We start from the raw sequence: 18,652 nt of genomic DNA on the forward strand, positions 1-18,652 counted from the left end.
GGAGGAAACTAAGATGAGAGAGCAACTGATGAAAGCTATGCAACGCAGTCAACTAGTGAACATGATGTATATAGCGAAAGATGGTTCCGTGACAAAAAGGCGTGTAAAAGTCATTAAAATGGTTGGGGATTCATTTCAAGCATTTTGTTTCACAAGACATGCAAGGCGTACTTTTTTAATCAGCAATGTTCTAGCCATTATTCCTATTGTTAGTAAGGGACGTGAAGTTGTATGAATTATGAGGGAATGCCAAATAGACCTATTATGTGTATCGATATGAAATGTTTTTATGCCAGCTGCGTAGCGATGTTACATGGGCTAGATATTTTAAAAACGCCAGTTGCAGTAGTTGCCAACTTTGACCAACCAGGCAGCGTAGTACTTGCTGCATCACCATTGATGAAAGAGAAATTTAAAATCAAAACTGGAAGCCGACGCTATGAAATACCTAAACATCCTGACATTAGATTATTTGAACCAAAAATGAGCTTCTTTATTCAAATGTCGATGACGATTACAAAATTGCTTTCTAATTACGTACCTGTTGATGCTATACATGTGTATAGTGTGGACGAAAGCTTTGTTGATTTAACTGGTACTGGAAAGCTTTGGGGATCGCCTGAGGAAACGGCTAAGGAAATACAAAAAGCTATTCTTGATCAATTTAATGTACCTAGTGCAGTAGGTATGGGACCAAACATGTTAATAGCTAAATTAGCTTTAGACCTTGATGCCAAGAAAACTGGTTTTGCGAAATGGACGTATGAGGATATTCCAAAGAAATTATGGCCTGTTCGACCTCTATCCGAGATGTGGGGTATAGGAAAACGAATGGAAGCAAATTTAAATGCTCTGGGAATACAAACAGTTGGTGGTTTGGCTCATACAGATTTAGAAGAATTAGAAAAGCGCTTTGGAGTAATGGGCAATCAACTCTATTACCATGCATGGGGAATAGATCTATCCAAATTAGGAGAGCCGTTAATAACAAACGGAGCTTTAAGTTTTGGTAAGGGTCAAATGCTAATGAGGGATTATCACACACGAAAAGAGATTTCGGTAGTGCTCCTAGAAATGTGCGAAGACGTAATGAAACGAACACGTGATGCAGGGTTTGTTGGCCGTACAATCAGCTTAGGTCTTTCATATAGTCATAATGCTATGTCCAAAGGGTTTCATCGGTCTAAAACAATTGCAGTGCCAACAAGTGAAACGCTTGTGATGTATAAAACTTGTATTGAATTACTGGATGAACATTTTGCTGGAGAGCCAGCACGACAATTATCAGTCAGAATATCCAACCTAGAGAAAGAACATAGCATTCAATTGGATTTATTTGATGAACGTAAACCACAACGTCAAATTATTGGTCCTACAATGGATGCAATACGCAATAGGTTTGGGGCTACCTCAATATTAAGAGCCGTTTCTTATACAAAAGCGGGTACAGCTATTAAACGAGATCGCTTAGTTGGTGGTCATTTGGCATAGGAGTGATTGGAATGATAAAGGATAGAGGGAATATTAAATGGGCATCGATGATGTTACCAGAACATTTGGAGCTGCTTAGAGCATGTAAACAAACAGAATATGTAGAGCCACCAAGAGAGCTAACGGATTGGGAGCTAGAAGAATTACAACAAACAATAAATCAAGCCTACAATCAGCAAATAAATATTAAGTTAGAAGTATGGATGGACAGTAAAACTACGCAATGGATTGGATTAATAAAATCGATTAATTTCAATACCAATGAACTTATACTGGAAACGCTTATAAAAACTAAACGCATTCCTTTACAGCATATACAATCAGCGCAATTGGAAGCTGATTATTATGATTAAAGCTGATGAGAGACAGTTATTACACAAATATTTGTTGTTGGAGTTAGCTGTGAAGTCATTGCAAATTGATTATAAAAAAACAGAACAATTTAAAATGAAAATAGTCTTTCTACCTTTAATGGATTCATTGCTTAAGGAATTACGTCAAGAATATTTCAACCTCAAACGTCAGCTTGCACAGCATCGCATACGAGTAGTAGGATGGCAGCCTGTAGATGAATACTTTAGTGACGTGCAAGTTGCGACGGCAGGTAATGATGTAGTGCTCCGTTACGCTAATCAGGCCCTTAAATCACAAGTGGAAAAGCTGTTGATTAATCATATAAGCAATAACAAATGACAGGTACTCATGAGAGACCTGTTTTTTTGTAAGAAAGAAGCCATTTAAGGATTAGCATTCACAGAAATGTACTATTTTTAATGTGTTTTTTACAGATTGGCTGGGTAGAAAAATGTTATAGCGCAATTGCTACAAAAAATGATATTTTTTTAAAATTCATTGAAACTTTTTCAACTCTCTTATTCTCTTCTATTTTATAAAGATTAAATTTAGAAAAGAAAGGTGTATTGAAATGAAAGGTAGGAAAAGAATTAGATGGGCTAGAATTGTGGCGGTCATTGTGTTTTTTACTATAATGCTAGGAGCTAGTTATTACTTATTAGGTGGAAAAATCGAGGAGCATGGACAAGCTGAAAATATTGTTAGTAATGAGGCAAGGCTTGTAGAAACTGAAGAAATAACAGAAGATATTGAGCCTAATGTGGAAGTAATAGAAGAAGTAGAAACAATTGCATTAGATCCTGATGGAAAATACATAGCCCTGACGTTTGATGATGGGCCGAGCTCAAAAGTAACACCACGGGTATTACAAACTTTAAAGCAGCATGACGCGAAAGCAACTTTCTTTATGTTGGGGAACAGAGTTGAAATGTATCCACATATTGCGGCACAAGTAGCTGCTGAGGGTCATGAAATAGCAAATCATACTTTTAGTCATCCGAATTTAAAGAAAATGACGCATAAAGAAATGATAGAAGAAATAGATAAAACAAACAATATAATTGAAATGGCAACAGGTATAACATCAACTTTATTCCGTCCTCCTTATGGGGTATACAATCAAGATATTTTAAACTATACAGCGTCAAATAATTATACAACCATCCTATGGTCTGTTGATTCACTAGATTGGAAAAATCGTAATCCAACCACGATAAAAAAAGAAATTTTAAGTAATGTCACAAATAGATCTGTCGTATTAATGCATGATATTCATACAGCAACAGCAGAGGCTTTACCAGAGTTATTAATGACATTAAAAAAAGACGGATATGAGTTTGTAACAGTATCGGAACTTTTAACGCTACAAGAAGAAAAAGTCGATCCCTATTTTGGCAATTGATTGTGCCAAGAAACGAAACTAATCAATTAAAACATTCAGATGTTTGTTCAATCATTCGTAGATTGCATTCCCTCGTATCATTAAAGGGAGGTGAGTCTTTGGATACGCAAGTAGTCGAAGAAAAATTTAACGAAATTTATGACAACACTTATCATCAATGTTTAATATATGTCATTAGTAAATGCAATCATACGAGTGTTATTCCTGATATTATTCAAGAAACATATTTAGCACTTTATCAAATACTAAAGGACAAGGGACTCAATTACATTAAAAATCCAGAGGCCTATGTAATACGAATCGCTAAATCTAAAATCTACAACCATTATTCTTTAAAGGAAAAAGTAAAAAGTATCATACCGTTGTTTGATATAAATAAAGAAGAAAAAGAATATAATCAGGCTGATATAAATAGTGAGCTATACGAAAATGAAATAGAGATTACAGTAGAAAATAAAGAAGTGCTATCGGCTATTTGGCGCTTTTTGCAATCAAAACCACAAAAGGTGCAAAAAGTATTTTACTTATTTTATTATGCTGAACTAACAATTCCTGAAATTGCTCAATTAATGCATTTAAATCAATCCACGATAAAAAATCATATTTACCGCACCACTCACGAAATACGAAAAAAGTTTGGGAAGGACGGTTGAAGCAAAATGAAGGAACATGAACGAAAAGTATTAAAACGTGTTATTGAAGAAAACTTAGCAAATAAGGAATTGATACGAAAAAAAGTACTATCGACGGCTGAAAATGAAATAGTACCGAAGAAGAGAATAACAATTATGAAAATGAAATCTATTGCGATTCCTTTAACGGCATGTCTTATATTTATGTTTTTTGTGAACTTAAGCCCTACATTTGCACTGGCAGTGTCAAAGGTTCCTGTACTAGGGGCAGTAGCCAAAGTGATAACAATTGATGAATATATAGAAAAGACGGATTATATTGATGCACATATTAAAATTCCACAATTCACTGATATACGTAATCCATCAATAGAAAATCGGATTAATACGATGATTAAGGAAAAAATTGAGAGTCTTGCTGAGAAGGCAAAGCAAGACTCAGCTGAATTCAAGAAAAATTACCTTGGGGAAGGAGCGTATTCCGAGGATATTGAATATACGCCGAGTACATACAAATTTGATTATGAAGTGAAAAGTTCAAATGAACAGACGTTGTCATTTATCATTAATGAAACGGAAACAACGAACGGACTAACGTTTGTTACGAAATATTTTTATAATATTGATCTGACAACAGGTAAAGAACTAACGCTCGTTGATTTACTAGGACCAAACTACGAGAAAAAGGTAGATCCTGAGATTGAACGTCAAGTGAAGGAGCGTGCCAAGGATGATGAAAATCTATTATGGTATTATGAGGAATATTACGCTTCAAAGGGTGCTGGAGGAATAGACGAGTATACATCTAAAAACTTCTATATTAATGAACAAGGGAACCCTGTCATCTTTTTCTATGAATATAACATCGCCCCACCATATGCAGGACCACAGGAATTTGAGATAAAACGTTAAAGTATTGAAACATATAGAAGAAGACCAGCTACTTATAAATAAAAAGTAGCTGGTCTTTTTATATAACACGCAACGGTAAAATAGTAACTTTATCTTGTATGCTAATAAAATATTAATTAAATATATCGATTTTAACAAAAAATCTTTACTAAATAAACTGAATAATAGTAAAATTATAATAATTGAATGACCAAAAATAGTGAAACATCTTACAATTCGGAGGAAAGCAAAATTTAACTCCTTTGCCATATTCAATTCATAGAGCAACTGTATCTCCTTGGTGGGTAAACTATTAGAAATTAGGTGAAGTTAGTATGTCTATTGAATTAGTCTTAGCATCATTAAATAAAAGGCTAGATAAAGAGAACAGCATTACCATCCAAAGGGAAAATGGAGAAATTTTAAATGTAACATGTGAGTGGAATAGTCCAATATCAAACAATGAACTACAGCAATTCACATTAAATACCCATCACGTGTTACCAAAAGAATTATCCTTATTTTTAAAACAAAGTGATGGGGCGAAATTATTTAATGTTGAAGGTCTTGGTTATGATTTCTTTGAAATATTTAAGTTAAGCGAGATACTAAATTATATCCATGAATATGAGACAAATATATATTATCAAAGTGCCTATGATAAAAATTGGTTTATGATGGGTAATTATAGAGGATATGGCGACTATATGTTCATTGATTCGCAAAAAGTTGCTAATGGGGAAGATGATTATCTCATCTTTGTTCACGAAGGAGACATTCAAAGATTGCAGATGAATTTTGAAACATGGCTTGACAGGTTCATTGTCACACAGGGAGCTAGATATTGGCTATGGTAAAGCTCATTTTAACCTCGCTAAACAGTATTGAACATCTAGAAGAAGACCAGCTACTTATAAATAAAAAGTAGTCGGTCTTTTTATATAACACGCAACGGTAAAATAGTAACTTTATCTTGTATGCTAATAAAATATTAATTAAATAGATCGATTTTAACAAAAAATCTTTACTAAATAAACTGAATAATAGTAAAGTTATAATAATTGAATGACCAAAAATAGTGAAACATCTTACAATTCGGGGGAAAGCAAAATTTAATTCCTTTGCCATATACATTTCATAGAACAACAGTATCTCCTTGGTGGGTAAACTATTAGAAATTAGGTGAAGTTAGTATGTTTATTGAATTAGTCTTAGCATCATTAAATAAAAGGCTAGATAAAGAGAACAGCATTACCATCCAAAGGGAAAATGGAGAAATTTTATCTCCGTATTTTCAATACTACCCGAAATTTCGAAAAAGCAAAATCTAAAATATGCTCTATATTGTTCTAGTGTGGCTTCGAAATAAAATTTGATGATTAATAATAAAGACTGATCTTTTGTGAAAAATTTTGGTCAAATTTCTGTGTAGATAGGTAAGATATTTTCTTGTTCCACAAACGGGCGCGATTCTGTAACAAGGATTAGCGCTCGTTTTTGTTAAAGGGCCAGATTGCGGAATAACAATTTTTTGAAGGTTTACTAAAGGATGATTGGATACTTTTTTTAACTAAAAGAGTAATTATTTTAAAATGAGGAAGAACTTTGTGGTGAATGGTAACGTCGTAATATTAAGTTATAAAGGGAGGGGAAATATGGGGTTTTGGTATTTCTTGATATTATTTGTAGGATTATTTTTAGTGATTAAGGGGCTACTTGGGAAAAAAAGATTAAGCACAGTACTTATTGGATTATTATGTATTTCGTTCTCAATATTTATGTTTTCTCCAGGAAGTGATGAAATCATTTTGAAATTATTCAATTTGAATTAGAGTGTAGGTGATTTCATTCAAAATATACTGGGTCATGAAAAGAGTGAGACTACTAAGATATACGCTCAACTAAGCGGAAAGCTAAGTCAAGATTTATACAGTAAATACTTTTAAAAAACTTTCATTCAATCAAGACACTCATGTAGAATTACAATACTTTCTAAAAGGAGGATATATAATGAAAGCAACGAAATTCGTATCATTAGCAATACCTATTCTATTATTAGTAGGTTGTGCGGTAGAAAATAAAGAGTCTACTCCTAAGACTGAGCAGTTAAGCAAATCAACAATGAAAACAGTAATATCAGAGAAACAGTATCCCTATTATATTTGTGAACAATTAGTAGAGTTTCAATACATGAAGGATTTATTCATAGTAAACTCGATGAAAGCTATGGAAGACAAAGAAAAAGATATTTTAAAAACAGCAAACAAGATGGATAAGATTTTAGACAATATGGAGTATGTAAAAGTTCCTGATAAATACAAAGACATTCACAAAGACATACAAGTAGGGGTAACAGATGCAAGAAAAGCAATAAAGCTTATTAAAGACGCTAGTAAAGAGGATAAGCCGAATATGCAAGAAGCTGTACTAAAAAGTACTCCACATTTATCAGGTGTAGATGGAGATAATTGGAAAAACGCGCTTTATGAGTTAAGTAAGGAGAACAAAGATGCTTATGGTAAAGCACTTGATAAATTAATGAAAGAACATGCGGAATAATATAGTACCATACAACAATTATATGGGGGTTATGCGTAAAATTAGTTCTTCAACTAACGGGCTGCTTTAGTTTAACAAGAATTATGGTTATAATCTTCCACAATCAGGCGCGTTTCTTAAATAAGAAGTGCGTCTTTTTCTATTAAAGGGCCATTTAATTGAAAAACACTTCTAAATTAAAAATAGGATTTTATGTTAATCTTGATGTGAGTTTGTGAAACAATGTACATAAGCTAACGGGGCAGTTTAGTTGAATAACAAATAGGGGGTAACTATGAATAATAAGAAACTAAACCAATTTACATTGGTAGATGTTATTGAAAGGAAAATACATTTCACAAATACAAATACTATATTCGATAAAACAGATTTTAAAGATGACAATGAAGGTGAATTAATGGCTTATAACGAAATGTTAGCAGACGTTAAAGAGATGAAGGAAAATGAATTTGTAAGTAAGTACCTAAAAATAATAAATAGACTTGCTGTACAGTTTGAAAACGAAGAATTTACAGACAAACAAAAAATTGAAAAAATGTCTGGATATAATAATGCAATTGTCTCAATCTTAAAGTGTATTAATCCAATTTATGAGTATGATTTACAAGATTAAGTCTTACAGAAATTCAAATTTGCCTTATTGAACTAACGGGGGCGTTAGTTCAACAAGCTTTAGGCGATTTTAGGAATAAGCTCATAATTTAGTTATTCCATTAAAGGGCCATTTAATAGAGGAAGAAATGTTATAATATTGTTAAATTTAACTAGTGATAGTAAACAATATGAGAGGAATAAGACCAAATGGCTAAAGAAATGTTTGTGCAAATAAGTGATTGTAAACTATATGCTAAATTGGTGGGAGAAAATAACGGAAAACCAACAGTCATAATGGACGCTGGATATGGGGATTTTTCCAAGGCTTGGGATTCAGTAATTGAGGATATTTCAATGCTCTTTAATGTTCTAATTTATGATAGAGCAGGACTTGGGAAAAGTGGAACAAGTTCAAACCCCAGAACTAGCCGTGAGATGGTAAAGGAATTAAAGGAACTTCTTATAGAAGCTAATATTATACCTCCTTACATATTAGTCGGTCATTCATTTGGTGGAGTTAATATGCGGATGTATGCAACTGAATATCATAATGAAGTTTGTGGCCTTATCTTGGTTGACTCTACTCCTGAAGATTACAGAGAAAGATTTCTCCCAACGATGTCACAAGATTTCCAACAATCATACAACAAACAATTCGTTTATGAAGGCAATTATGTTGAATTTATGGAAAGCCTAAAGCAGTTAAAAGAATCCCGACTGAAATTAAATGTCCCATTAATTGTTATTTCAGCTGGTAAGAAAGCTCATTATTCAAAGGAATCACAAGAGTTATGGAATGAAATGCAGAGAGAAATTCTTGAAATATCCTCAGATGGTGAATTGGTGATTGCTGAAAACAGTGCTCATTATATACAAAATGATGAACCAGAAGTGGAAGTCAGTGCGATAAAAAAGCTGATTGACATTATTTAAGATTGGATTGTGAAGGAGTATACTTAAACTCCCTCATTTTAATACGATTTTCTCCCAAATATTCGTTATCGGGGTGCTTTAAATTATTAAGTGATTTTATGAGAGAGATCCGAATTTAGTTATTCCATTAAAGGGCGCGATTCTGTAATAAGGATTGGCGCTCGTTTTCATTAAAGGGCCATATTGTTGAATAACATCATTTTGTAAAATATTACCAAAAGACGCTTTGGGTGCTTTTCGTTAATGGTATAATATATTTAAAATTCCTTTATTAGGGTTGTTTGTGCGAGAACTATACTGTCAATAGATAGTCTTGGAGGAGAAGTGATTTTAAATGAATAGACGAAAATTGTATTGGGTATTACTTGTACCTAGTGTTCTTATATATATTGTTACTTTAATTTTATTGCCTGAAAGTAAAAAGAATTATTCTGTATTTATAATTCTCTTATTTTGGATTGTTTATTATGGTGTTATTAAAATAAATGATTTGAAAAATAGACAAAAAAACTGACTTTTTTTGTGAAGGAATATACTTAAACTAACGGATACTTTAGTGCAGCAAAGATTTTATAATGTATACATAAATAAACTTAATAACGTTCCCAAATGCAAGGTTGGTAACATTTCAAACAACGACAAACACTGATTTAACAATGCTTGTCGCTGTTTTTATTAGAAAATAGCGCTCTGAGACGCTGCGCAAAATAATTTTAAAGAATACTGTTCAATCCACTTGTTCTGAATGGCGATAATTGTAGTGCAATACTTTTCTCATTAGGTGGAGGTCACTCTTTTTGTGATGCGATGGTTTACATCCCTGATGAAAAAGTGATTTTTATGGGTGATTTATTATTTGTCAATTGTCACCCAACATTTTTTGAAGAATCAAATCTTGATAACTGGGTTGAAATTTTGAGAAAGGTTGAACTTATGGATTTTGATATGGCGATTTCAGGACACGGTTCAGTAGGAACAACTTTTTGTTCCGAGTAGTGGCACTGTAAGTGTATTTGGTGACATTATCGGGAAAGGTAATTTTCCGAAATCCTTTGGTGCACTGTTAGATACGCCAGGATTTCTGACCCATTATTCAGGTTTTCAAAACTTAAAAATACTCGCCTCGATACAGAACAAAATCAATGATAAGGATATTGAAAATGTAATGACATTGGTTGGCCTCGATTTTAATGATAAAGGACCAGTTCGTAAATATTCTTTGGGCATGCGGCAAAGGTTAGGGATTGCACAAGCTATTATGGAAAAACCAAAATTACTATTATTGGATGAACCGATGAATGGGCTGGATGAATCAGGTGTATCGGAAATGCGCGATATGATTCTTAACTTTAAAAAGCAGGAAATAACTATTCTTTTAGCGAGTCATAATCCTGAAGATATTTCTTTGCTTTGCGATGAGGTTTACAAAATGGATGCAGGGGAGTTAACTCGTCATACTATAAATACGGGAAGTACGACACAGCTTATTTAAAAATACAGCATCCTGGAAAAGGATGCTGTTAGGGGCAATCTAATCTATCAATTCAACAAATTCCTGTATGTTTTTTTCAATACGGTCATTTATTTTTCTAACTGTTAATGGTATTATTTGGTCAAACATAGTATGGAGCGAAATAATAGAAGCTTGAATTTCTTTGTTTTTGTCTAAGTCTTCACGTATAACAGTAAAGTTTTCTAAAGTGTTCGGATAATTATTTTGTAGAAATACTTGTTCAATCTTTTCAAAAAGCACTAGCAAGGATTTATCCTCAAAATACTTAGCACTAGCTTTAAGTGCTAGCCAACTTTTAGGTTGGGCGTAATAATAGGCACTCCACCAATAAAATTCTATAAGCGATTTACTGGCATGATTATAATACGTATAAAACACAAATAATGCCCTTTGACCTTGGGATAATTGCATGTAAAATTGTTCTTTAAATTGAGTAGTATCCGTTTCATTGGATATGCCCATTTTATAAAGATGAATAAGAGGCTCAAAACATTTATCGCTTAAGTCAGAAGCAGTTAAATTAAAACCTTGTTTTTTCATTTTTACCAACAAAATATTATCACACTCCCTCCTTAAATTATACTACATTTGGAAATTACATATGAGAATAAATTAAAAGCAACCATATTAGGTTGCTTTCTTCGTTTGAATCCAACTGAACTAGTTAAATAGAATTTGCTCTAGTATCAATATATTGTTTTGTAAGATAAATAACATATTTATATAAAACATAAAACACAATAATAAACGCGATAATCGATTCCAAAATGGCAATCCAATGGAACAGTGCTGAAGTAAATCCTAGGTGGTTATAAAAATTGTTAGTTGCAGTAATGGCAGTTGCTGAAATGACTAAAGGAAACGTGAATCCAGCATAGCTTGGATAAAAGTCAACAGCTAGTAATTTTGGAAGCTGAGTCAAAATGAGAAAATATAGCCCTTGGGATAAGACAAATAGCAATGTGACAAGTAGGACGTTTTTATTATCAAAAGCATTTAAATAGCCTGTTAAACAAAGAGATCCTGGTGCCGCAATAATTGTAATAAGGGGAAGTGTAGAGTCCTCCATATTTTTTATAGTAAAGACACGGTGCAAAATTATTGGTAATAACACTAAATATAAAGATAATGCAATCCAGAAAATCAAACGGCCAAATGCAGGATAAAAATTACATGACGTTACAGTAATAACGCCTATACCTACATAAGTAATAAACCAACTAGGATAAACGTGATGGAGTTTTACTGATTTTGTTATTAAGAAATAGTGTGTGAAATAAGCCATTAACATAAAATGCACGATAACAATACCTAGCCATATATAAGACAAATAAGGTGTTAGCCAATCGACTTCAAGATAATAAGTGCAAATAATCATCAATCCCATTGTAAAAGTGGGGGCTACTGAAGCCACAATCGGATTTTTTAAAAGAGAAAGCGTATGTTTAAATGTAAAGATGAGTTTACATATTACCAAGCACATTAATACCATTCCAATGAGGCCAACTAAAATACCAAATCTCGGCATTCCATCAGTTTTAATAAGATTCCCTAAAGAAACAAGTGCTAAAATTAAGCCACAAATAGGTATAGGAATGTTTTTAAGAAAGTTTTTCATTATGTTCCCTCCGGTTAATTAATTCAATTTTACCTTGTATAAACATTGTAAATCGGATTATACTATTTGTGAAATTGATAATTTATATACCAATTATTAAAAAAACCAATAATTGAATTGGAGTGTTGATTATGTTTCAAAGTTTAAAAACATTTGTGAAAGTATATGAAATGAAAAACTTTACAAAGGCAGCGGAAGAGTTATATCTATCACAACCAACAATATCCACTCAAATACTTAATTTGGAGAAAAAATTAAATGTGATCCTATTTACTAGAAAAGGGCGACATGAGATTATTCCAACTAGAGATGCTGATTTTCTCTATAATCGAGCGCAAAGTATTTTAGATAACTGGGAAGATACAATAGAAACACTTAATAACAAAGAAATTGTCCGAACAAAATGCCGTATTGCCTGTTCTAATACATGTGGGATTTACTTTCTTCCAAATATAATGAAATCTATTCTAGAGAACTTTCCAGATATGGATTTTTCCTTACAATTGATGAATTCAGAAGAAGTAGTAAAACACTTAAAACAAAACGAAGCGGATTTAGGGTTTATTGAAAAAATAGTGGATACAGGCAGCTTGAAACGCAGTCTATTAAATGTAGATCAACTTGTATTAGCTGGTGATCCTGAAGCTAGTTACTGGTTAAACCGTGAAGAAGATTCGGGGACACAATTTTACTCCGATATGTATGTAAAAGAGAAAAATTTAAAACCGATACATATTTATCTAAATAACAATGAAATGATAGCGGCGTTGCTAAAGGCGGGAATAGGGCAAACTGTAATTTCTCAAAAAATTGTACCAGAGGGCGTTAATTGGCAACCATTGTCTCCAAAATATACTCGAAACTTTTATTTTTTGGCGAAAGAAAATCATTTAAAAACAAGAATCAACGAGTTAGAGAAGTTTATTATGGATAGAGGTGCCTGACACTCAAACAATTCAGAATTGTTTGAGTGTCAGGCACGTGGGCTCAGTATATATGTGAACGTTCATTACATCGGGAATTGAATATGCTAGAGAAGGTGCAGAAATTTAAATTAGAGAGAGGAGGATTTAATATGGAAATTTCAAATAATGCACTAACGCTCATTGCAAAATGGGAAGGGTTTCGGGCGGATGCTTATATTGGTTCAGATAATGTTTGGACAATTGGCTATGGAACAACAAAATGGCCAAGTGGAAAATTAGTAGAAAAGGGGCAAACAATTTCAAAAGAAGAAGCGTGGGAACTACTGAGAAAGCAAGCTCAAGAGCATGCAAATACAATAGAATACTATGTTAATGTTCCTCTTAACCAAAATCAGTACGATGCTCTTGCAAGTTTCCAATATAATTTAGGACGCTACATTCTAAGAAACAGCTCACTATTAGAATACTTGAATAATAGGCAATGGGAACAAGTAACCAAAGAGATGTTATTATACATCTATGCCGGAGGGAAAAAGCTCCAGGGGCTTGTTAACCGTCGTTTGGACGAAATTACACTTTTTTTAAAGCCTGTGGCGACAGTTGATGTAAGTAAAAAAATCGAATATGTCGAGCTTGACAAGGAGCCAAAGAAATATCGTATTCAAAGTGGGAGATACAGCAGTCAAGAAGCAATGATAGCCGTGATGAACGAAGCAATTAAACAGAAATATTTATCGTACGTAGAACCAGTAAAAGATAGTTCAAATGAGAATGGATGGCGGTTTATTAGTGGTTGGTATAACACCCAAGAAGAAGCAAAAATAATTGCCGAGAGAGCTATTATAGCAGGGAAATTAAACTACGCAACGATTCGTGGTACAGCGCAATAATAGTGTGACAGGCACTCAAACAATTCTAAATTGTTTGAGTGCCTGTCACCTAAAAGACCAAGATTGCTTAGTTAGCTGTCTTGGTCTTTTTTTATCTATCATATTCATAGTCGTAAGGAACATTTTTACTTCCACACCCAACGAGTAAAAATGAAAATGATGCTATTAAAATTGAGCAAAAAAATATTTTCTTCATATAAAATAATATTCCTCCATTTCACACGAGTCAGTCCTATTGTTTACATTTTATTGGAACCATTCTATAAAGTATACAATAAAAATTTCTTTAAAACTGTAATTTTTCTGTTTGTTAGATAAGAATTTACAATTGAAGTCATACAAGTAGGCAAGTGTGCACGTATTTTCTTTAAAACTGAATCTTGACAGGTGTTAAATAGTAATTGTCCGCAAAAAAATAAGACCTTGTTGCTCTAAATATTAGTTGGGAAATAAGCCAACCCTATATATAAATGCCGTATTAATTATATGAACATGATTACATGTCAAATACAGGATGAGCTATATAACATGAAGATAAAATAAGTTAAGACTATAGTGAAAGCGATGTTGCAAGGGAAAGAGAAAGTAGCTCTCAAAAAAAGGCCACCTAAAATAAAGTGACCTTTAAAAGAAAGAATGATAGGTAAAGGATAAGTCTACGCTATCCAAAAAATTATGGGCTTAAAAGCGAGCGCAGAATCAGTATGCATTTTAACTATTTAATATGAGATGAAAGTAGCACCAACAATAATTAAAAGGATAAATAGTACTACAATTAGCGCAAATGTTGAACCTGATCCATTACCACTACCACCATAATATTCTTGAGACATAATTACTTCCCTCCATTCTATAATTTATTTATTTCTATAATTAATATAATGAAAAGTTGTAAAAATGAATTGCGATAAATATCAAGAGGATATAAATTATAATTTATAAATTGAAAATAAATGTTACTACTTGGAGGTTCAATTAAGAGAAGGGTAAGAGACTTTTAGCTAATAAAATCTGCTAGGTAAAAATAGACTTTGATTAAACTAAAAAAAAATTAATACACGATAGTAGCTCCCACAATGATTAATAGAATAAATAGAACAACGATTAAAACAAATGTAGAACCATAACCTCCGCCTTCATTTCCGCCTCCATAATAACAACTATTGTTGTAATTTCCAACATTTCCTTGGTATCCCATGACTATCCCTCCTTTCTAATTATATAATATGTATAGTTTTTAAAAGTGTAGAGGTTTTTATCCAACCCTTTAGAGCTAACATTTTGAAAATACTAATAGTGATATATTTTGTAAACAAACAAGTGTAACCTGTAGAAGTGAAGTAGAAAGTTACGACGGTCAACAATACTAAAACCTATAAATGCGATAAAAAAGTCCTCAACCTTCTGTGACTACTTCCTTTAACTGACATTTGTCTTAAGCCATAGTTTGTCTTCCTTTATGTTATAATGAATTGACTAAACCATTTAGAGCTGTAGCGTGTAACGACGCTGCAGCTTTTTCCAGTTTTTTATGTGTATTCAATTACAAATGCATTCCCGCCAATACTTTCGATAATCAATTTTTAAATATTTCAGAAAAATAATGACCAAAACATAAGTAGATAGTAAAATATAGGAAATGAAAAATAAGTGGGGAATAGTCATATGGAAAAATTTAAACAGGTCGAATTAAAGCATTTTTCAAGTAAATATATGAAAGAACTAAATTCTTTTGTACTTACAGAAGAACAAAAACAATTTTCTGCACTTCCAAGCAAATTTGAAGAAATTAATGAAGGACAGTATCGTGTTGTTATTTTAAGTGATAATACACCTGTTGGTTTCTTCCTCCTTAATTCAAATGAAAGAGTAAAGAAATATTCGAGTAATTTAAATGCTTTGCTATTGACTGCACTATCCATAAATCATACAGAGCAAGGAAAAGGGTATGCAAAACAAGGAATGACATTACTCGGTGAGTTTGTTAAAGCAGAATTCCCGAATTGCGATGAAATAGTTTTAGTTGTAGACAAAGATAATATACCTGCACAAAAACTATATTTAAAAGTGGGATTTGAAGATACAAATGAGAGGTTAACAGGCCGTATTGGCGAAGAAATTATTATGAGACAATTAGTAAAATAAAAATAAAATATCATTACCAGAGTTGATTTTACATTTTGTAGAACAACTCTGTTTTTTTATGTGGAAAGTTTAGTAAACAATCAAATGAAGATAAAAAAAACCGACAAAAATTTGTCGGTTTAAATAGCTTAATTTGAATTGTTTTCATTTGCAAATCGACCAGATGCAAATTTTTTGTTTGCTTCAGCTTGTTGGATTTGTTGTTTAATTTGATTAACATCAGATTCCATCCCGAATTCTTGACTCATTGAATTCGCAGTTCCAGAAGCTTGTTGTTTGTTTGCTTCAGCTTGCTGAATTTGTTGTTTAATTTGATTAACGTCAGACTTATTCCCAAAGTTTTGGTTTGCCATTGTAAATCACCTCCTGAATATAGCTTGTGCAGAAGGTGCTTTTGTATCCTACAAATATTTTTAACTCATATCTGTTTAAAGGCTATAACAGCGAAGCGTTATAAACTATTACATTTATTCTATAACAAATAAAGAGAAGCAGAACGATATAGGTTAAGCACAAAAAAGGGTCACAATGCAAAGAAGTGACCCAAAGTAAGAATTGAGGGAGGTAGTGACGGTCAACTAACATCACAACCTAATAAGTGCGTGCGATACACTCCATAATAATGTGTGCAAATTAAGGTTACTTATACATTAAAAAGCTGTAACGTCGACTCACGTTACAGCTTAAAATGATTAATAATTCATATCATTAAGACCAGGATTGTGTTCATTTGGCATCTCTGGCATAAGTGGTACTGGGAAACCTTCAGGTGGTGGAGTCACTTCTAAATCTTGGCCACTCCTACTTGGGGATTAATTGAGCATTATGATAACCTATTTCAATCCGTTATGTCATTTCTGCTAAGAAAACACCACGAAGTAAATCACGGTATTGTGTTTCTTTACCTCTGAAATTTGAGATTTGAAAGAGGTATTGCATTTTGGTTCTTATTTCACCATGATGTCAACCTAGTATTTTCTTGCATTCTCTGTACTGCCTGAGGGTTCGTTTGTTAGGAATACATCCAATTCCCCAATTGGTTTATTTATAATGAGTATGTTTTTTAAGTGTACTATCAGAATAAAACATATCCATTTTGCTCACGATAAGCTGAATATTTTAAAGGGGATGATTGAATGTTCAATCGTTTATCAGCACAAAATGGTGTATTTAGATTACCACCAATACAGCGGAAAAATAATAAAGAGTTAGATGTTGCTATTGCAGATCTCGAAGCAAGAGGATTTCGTTTGGTAAGGCGTGGTTTTCAAAATGAACGAGAACAAACGATTAAAAATCCAACTTCTAATAAAGTCTGGGCTATAATGGAAAAACTTATGTTTTGAATTTAAACCATTTGCTTTTATGAAAAATATAAAAAAGCTACAGCGCTTATTTTCACACTGCAGCCCTATAAGTAGTGAAACACTACGAAATATTATTTTGGCTGTATGTTGTTTATTTATACGTTATTTGAAGTATTCGTAAAGTAAAAAGTATAAATCCTGCTATTAAGGATAGATTAGTATCTATTGGAGGTGAGTCTCATGACTAAAGAAAAGAAAAAGAACGAATTAGAACAAGAAGAATTTGCAAATGAATTTTTACCTGAAGAGTTTGAAGAAGAAAAAGAAGAAGAAAAGCAACAACAGAAAGAACAACAAAAAGAAAAGAAGTAATGAAACAGTGCCACAATCTTCGGGTTGTGGCTTTTCTTACATTAAAATGCGAGTTCTAATGGATGTAAGTGAAGGAAGAGGGTTTAATATGGACAATGATTTGAATTATGGTGAAGATTATAAGTTTATACCTGCTACTTCGGTGGGAAGTGGGGTCGGTATAGAAATAATGCCTGATTTATATCAGTATACAATTCAAATTGTAAATATTGTACTTTATGGTAATAAGAATACTAATGAATTTGTACTGATTGATGCAGGTATGCCAAAAAGCGCGTATGAGATAATTTCAGTAATAGAGGAACGATATGGTCCTAATTCTCGTCCAAAAGCAATCATTTTGACTCACGGCCATTTCGATCATGTCGGAGGAATTATAGAATTAATAGCGTTGGAATGTCCCTGTTTATGCCCATTCTTTAGAAATGCCTTATTTAACAGGAAAACAAAACTATCCAGAACCTGATCCTTCTGTAAGTAATGGACTAATTGCCAAGATGTCACCTTTATTCCCTAATGAAGCTATTAACTTAGATGACAATATTGAAACAATTCCTTCTGACGGAAGTATTCCTTTTATGCCAGGTTTTCGGTGGATACACACACCTGGTCATTCACCAGGACATATATCGTTGTTTCGTGAAAAGGATCGAGTACTCATTGCTGGAGATGCATTTGTTACTGTCAAACAAGAATCTCTTTATAAAGTATTAACACAAGCAAAAGAGATTAGTGGTCCACCTCAATATTTAACAACGGATTGGCAAGCTGCGCGAGAATCTGTTGAGAAGTTAGAAGCACTAAAACCTCTCATAGCTATTACAGGTCATGGATTGGCGATGAATGGAGAAGAACTCAAGAACAACTCAAGAACAACCTTAAGAAGCTTGTAGAAAGTTTTGATCAAATAGCTCTACCAAAGCACGGGAAATATTTAAATTAATGCATACACTAATCAAGTGGAGGAGCAATACCATGATAAGATAGTGCCCTAACACGACAATTAGTTAATAATACGTAAAAGC

General features: G+C 32.9%; 23 protein-coding genes and 3 pseudogenes. 19 read left to right on the forward strand and 7 right to left on the reverse strand.

Going from position 1 to position 18,652, the window contains the following annotated elements; genetic code table 11:
• Nucleotides 1–13: 13 nt before the first annotated feature.
• From ACIQXW_RS05970 to ACIQXW_RS06030, 13 genes are all read left to right on the forward strand, one after another.
• Nucleotides 14–235: a transcriptional regulator gene (locus tag ACIQXW_RS05970; protein WP_401016427.1), complete on the forward strand. Its 222-nt coding sequence runs from the start codon at nucleotides 14–16 to the stop codon at nucleotides 233–235.
• Complete coding sequence (locus ACIQXW_RS05975) at nucleotides 232–1,491, forward strand: Y-family DNA polymerase (protein ID WP_402760426.1); 1,260 nt, start codon at nucleotides 232–234, stop codon at nucleotides 1,489–1,491. Before ACIQXW_RS05970 ends, ACIQXW_RS05975 begins: the two co-directional genes overlap by 4 nt.
• A gap of 11 nt (nucleotides 1,492–1,502) precedes the next feature.
• Nucleotides 1,503–1,844 (forward strand): YolD-like family protein, encoded by a 342-nt coding sequence (locus ACIQXW_RS05980; protein WP_401016433.1) that lies wholly within the window; start codon nucleotides 1,503–1,505, stop codon nucleotides 1,842–1,844.
• On the forward strand, nucleotides 1,837–2,184 hold the full coding sequence (locus ACIQXW_RS05985) for a YhjD family protein (protein ID WP_401016436.1): 348 nt from the start codon (nucleotides 1,837–1,839) through the stop codon (nucleotides 2,182–2,184). Before ACIQXW_RS05980 ends, ACIQXW_RS05985 begins: the two co-directional genes overlap by 8 nt.
• 232 nt (nucleotides 2,185–2,416) lie before the next feature.
• A complete protein-coding gene (locus tag ACIQXW_RS05990; RefSeq protein ID WP_401016439.1) occupies nucleotides 2,417–3,247 on the forward strand; it encodes a polysaccharide deacetylase family protein in 831 nt (276 codons plus the stop codon).
• 98 nt (nucleotides 3,248–3,345) lie between these two features.
• Nucleotides 3,346–3,900: an RNA polymerase sigma factor gene (locus ACIQXW_RS05995; RefSeq protein WP_402760429.1), complete on the forward strand. Its 555-nt coding sequence runs from the start codon at nucleotides 3,346–3,348 to the stop codon at nucleotides 3,898–3,900.
• A 6-nt stretch (nucleotides 3,901–3,906) separates the two neighbouring features.
• Nucleotides 3,907–4,791 (forward strand): DUF3298 and DUF4163 domain-containing protein, encoded by an 885-nt coding sequence (locus ACIQXW_RS06000; RefSeq protein ID WP_402760431.1) that lies wholly within the window; start codon nucleotides 3,907–3,909, stop codon nucleotides 4,789–4,791.
• A 314-nt stretch (nucleotides 4,792–5,105) separates the two neighbouring features.
• Nucleotides 5,106–5,627 (forward strand): SMI1/KNR4 family protein, encoded by a 522-nt coding sequence (locus ACIQXW_RS06005; RefSeq protein ID WP_401016447.1) that lies wholly within the window; start codon nucleotides 5,106–5,108, stop codon nucleotides 5,625–5,627.
• Between the two features lie 1,153 nt (nucleotides 5,628–6,780).
• Complete coding sequence (locus tag ACIQXW_RS06010; protein ID WP_402760433.1) at nucleotides 6,781–7,329, forward strand: metal ABC transporter substrate-binding protein; 549 nt, start codon at nucleotides 6,781–6,783, stop codon at nucleotides 7,327–7,329.
• Nucleotides 7,330–7,603: 274 nt separating this feature from the next.
• Nucleotides 7,604–7,942, forward strand: coding sequence for a hypothetical protein (locus tag ACIQXW_RS06015; RefSeq protein WP_402760435.1), 339 nt, complete (start codon nucleotides 7,604–7,606; stop codon nucleotides 7,940–7,942).
• 188 nt (nucleotides 7,943–8,130) lie between these two features.
• Entirely contained in the window at nucleotides 8,131–8,856 is a 726-nt protein-coding gene (locus tag ACIQXW_RS06020; protein WP_402760437.1) for an alpha/beta fold hydrolase, read from the forward strand.
• A 741-nt stretch (nucleotides 8,857–9,597) separates the two neighbouring features.
• Nucleotides 9,598–9,852 (forward strand): MBL fold metallo-hydrolase, encoded by a 255-nt coding sequence (locus ACIQXW_RS06025; protein ID WP_402762454.1) that lies wholly within the window; start codon nucleotides 9,598–9,600, stop codon nucleotides 9,850–9,852.
• A 28-nt stretch (nucleotides 9,853–9,880) separates the two neighbouring features.
• A complete protein-coding gene (locus tag ACIQXW_RS06030) occupies nucleotides 9,881–10,348 on the forward strand; it encodes an ATP-binding cassette domain-containing protein (protein ID WP_402762457.1) in 468 nt (155 codons plus the stop codon).
• Nucleotides 10,349–10,387: 39 nt separating this feature from the next.
• Here the strand turns inward: ACIQXW_RS06030 and ACIQXW_RS06035 are convergent, their stop codons facing one another.
• Together ACIQXW_RS06035 and ACIQXW_RS06040 are read right to left on the reverse strand one after the other, a co-directional pair.
• The gene (locus tag ACIQXW_RS06035) at nucleotides 10,388–10,921 is read right to left on the reverse strand and encodes a hypothetical protein (RefSeq protein ID WP_402760439.1); all 534 of its coding nucleotides are present in this window, start codon (nucleotides 10,919–10,921) and stop codon (nucleotides 10,388–10,390) included.
• 112 nt (nucleotides 10,922–11,033) lie between these two features.
• On the reverse strand, nucleotides 11,034–11,987 hold the full coding sequence (locus ACIQXW_RS06040) for a TDT family transporter (RefSeq protein ID WP_402760441.1): 954 nt from the start codon (nucleotides 11,985–11,987) through the stop codon (nucleotides 11,034–11,036).
• Between the two features lie 131 nt (nucleotides 11,988–12,118).
• Between ACIQXW_RS06040 and ACIQXW_RS06045 the strand changes: the two genes are divergently transcribed.
• Both ACIQXW_RS06045 and ACIQXW_RS06050 read left to right on the forward strand, forming a co-directional pair.
• Nucleotides 12,119–12,931 (forward strand): LysR family transcriptional regulator, encoded by an 813-nt coding sequence (locus ACIQXW_RS06045; protein WP_402760443.1) that lies wholly within the window; start codon nucleotides 12,119–12,121, stop codon nucleotides 12,929–12,931.
• Between the two features lie 131 nt (nucleotides 12,932–13,062).
• Nucleotides 13,063–13,803, forward strand: a complete 741-nt coding sequence (locus tag ACIQXW_RS06050) for a lysozyme (protein WP_402760445.1) — start codon at nucleotides 13,063–13,065, stop codon at nucleotides 13,801–13,803.
• A gap of 719 nt (nucleotides 13,804–14,522) precedes the next feature.
• On the opposite strand, the gene ACIQXW_RS06055 is transcribed toward ACIQXW_RS06050, so the two are convergent.
• Nucleotides 14,523–14,636 (reverse strand): YjcZ family sporulation protein, encoded by a 114-nt coding sequence (locus ACIQXW_RS06055; protein ID WP_401016476.1) that lies wholly within the window; start codon nucleotides 14,634–14,636, stop codon nucleotides 14,523–14,525.
• A gap of 218 nt (nucleotides 14,637–14,854) precedes the next feature.
• Nucleotides 14,855–15,001 carry a YjcZ family sporulation protein gene (locus ACIQXW_RS06060; protein WP_401016479.1) on the reverse strand — a complete coding sequence of 49 codons (147 nt, stop codon included), beginning with the start codon at nucleotides 14,999–15,001 and terminating at the stop codon, nucleotides 14,855–14,857.
• A gap of 467 nt (nucleotides 15,002–15,468) precedes the next feature.
• On the opposite strand from ACIQXW_RS06060, the gene ACIQXW_RS06065 reads away from it, so the two are divergent.
• Nucleotides 15,469–15,948, forward strand: coding sequence for a GNAT family N-acetyltransferase (locus tag ACIQXW_RS06065; RefSeq protein ID WP_402760447.1), 480 nt, complete (start codon nucleotides 15,469–15,471; stop codon nucleotides 15,946–15,948).
• A 128-nt stretch (nucleotides 15,949–16,076) separates the two neighbouring features.
• On the opposite strand, the gene ACIQXW_RS06070 is transcribed toward ACIQXW_RS06065, so the two are convergent.
• The 3 genes and pseudogenes from ACIQXW_RS06070 to ACIQXW_RS06080 form a co-directional block, all read right to left on the reverse strand.
• A complete protein-coding gene (locus ACIQXW_RS06070) occupies nucleotides 16,077–16,301 on the reverse strand; it encodes a gamma-type small acid-soluble spore protein (protein ID WP_401016486.1) in 225 nt (74 codons plus the stop codon).
• Nucleotides 16,302–16,640: 339 nt separating this feature from the next.
• Nucleotides 16,641–16,760: pseudogene (locus tag ACIQXW_RS06075) on the reverse strand (manganese catalase family protein); the annotation flags it as partial.
• A 37-nt stretch (nucleotides 16,761–16,797) separates the two neighbouring features.
• Nucleotides 16,798–16,911: pseudogene (locus ACIQXW_RS06080) on the reverse strand (manganese catalase family protein); the annotation flags it as partial.
• 173 nt (nucleotides 16,912–17,084) lie between these two features.
• On the opposite strand from ACIQXW_RS06080, the gene ACIQXW_RS06085 reads away from it, so the two are divergent.
• From ACIQXW_RS06085 to ACIQXW_RS06095, 3 genes and pseudogenes are all read left to right on the forward strand, one after another.
• Nucleotides 17,085–17,294 carry a VOC family protein gene (locus ACIQXW_RS06085; protein WP_401016489.1) on the forward strand — a complete coding sequence of 70 codons (210 nt, stop codon included), beginning with the start codon at nucleotides 17,085–17,087 and terminating at the stop codon, nucleotides 17,292–17,294.
• 201 nt (nucleotides 17,295–17,495) lie between these two features.
• Nucleotides 17,496–17,627: a hypothetical protein gene (locus tag ACIQXW_RS06090; RefSeq protein WP_401016492.1), complete on the forward strand. Its 132-nt coding sequence runs from the start codon at nucleotides 17,496–17,498 to the stop codon at nucleotides 17,625–17,627.
• An 88-nt stretch (nucleotides 17,628–17,715) separates the two neighbouring features.
• Nucleotides 17,716–18,570: pseudogene (locus ACIQXW_RS06095) on the forward strand (MBL fold metallo-hydrolase).
• Nucleotides 18,571–18,652 lie beyond the last annotated feature (82 nt).

This window comes from Lysinibacillus sp. NPDC097162, assembly GCF_044762185.1.
Lineage (GTDB): Bacteria > Bacillota > Bacilli > Bacillales_A > Planococcaceae > Lysinibacillus.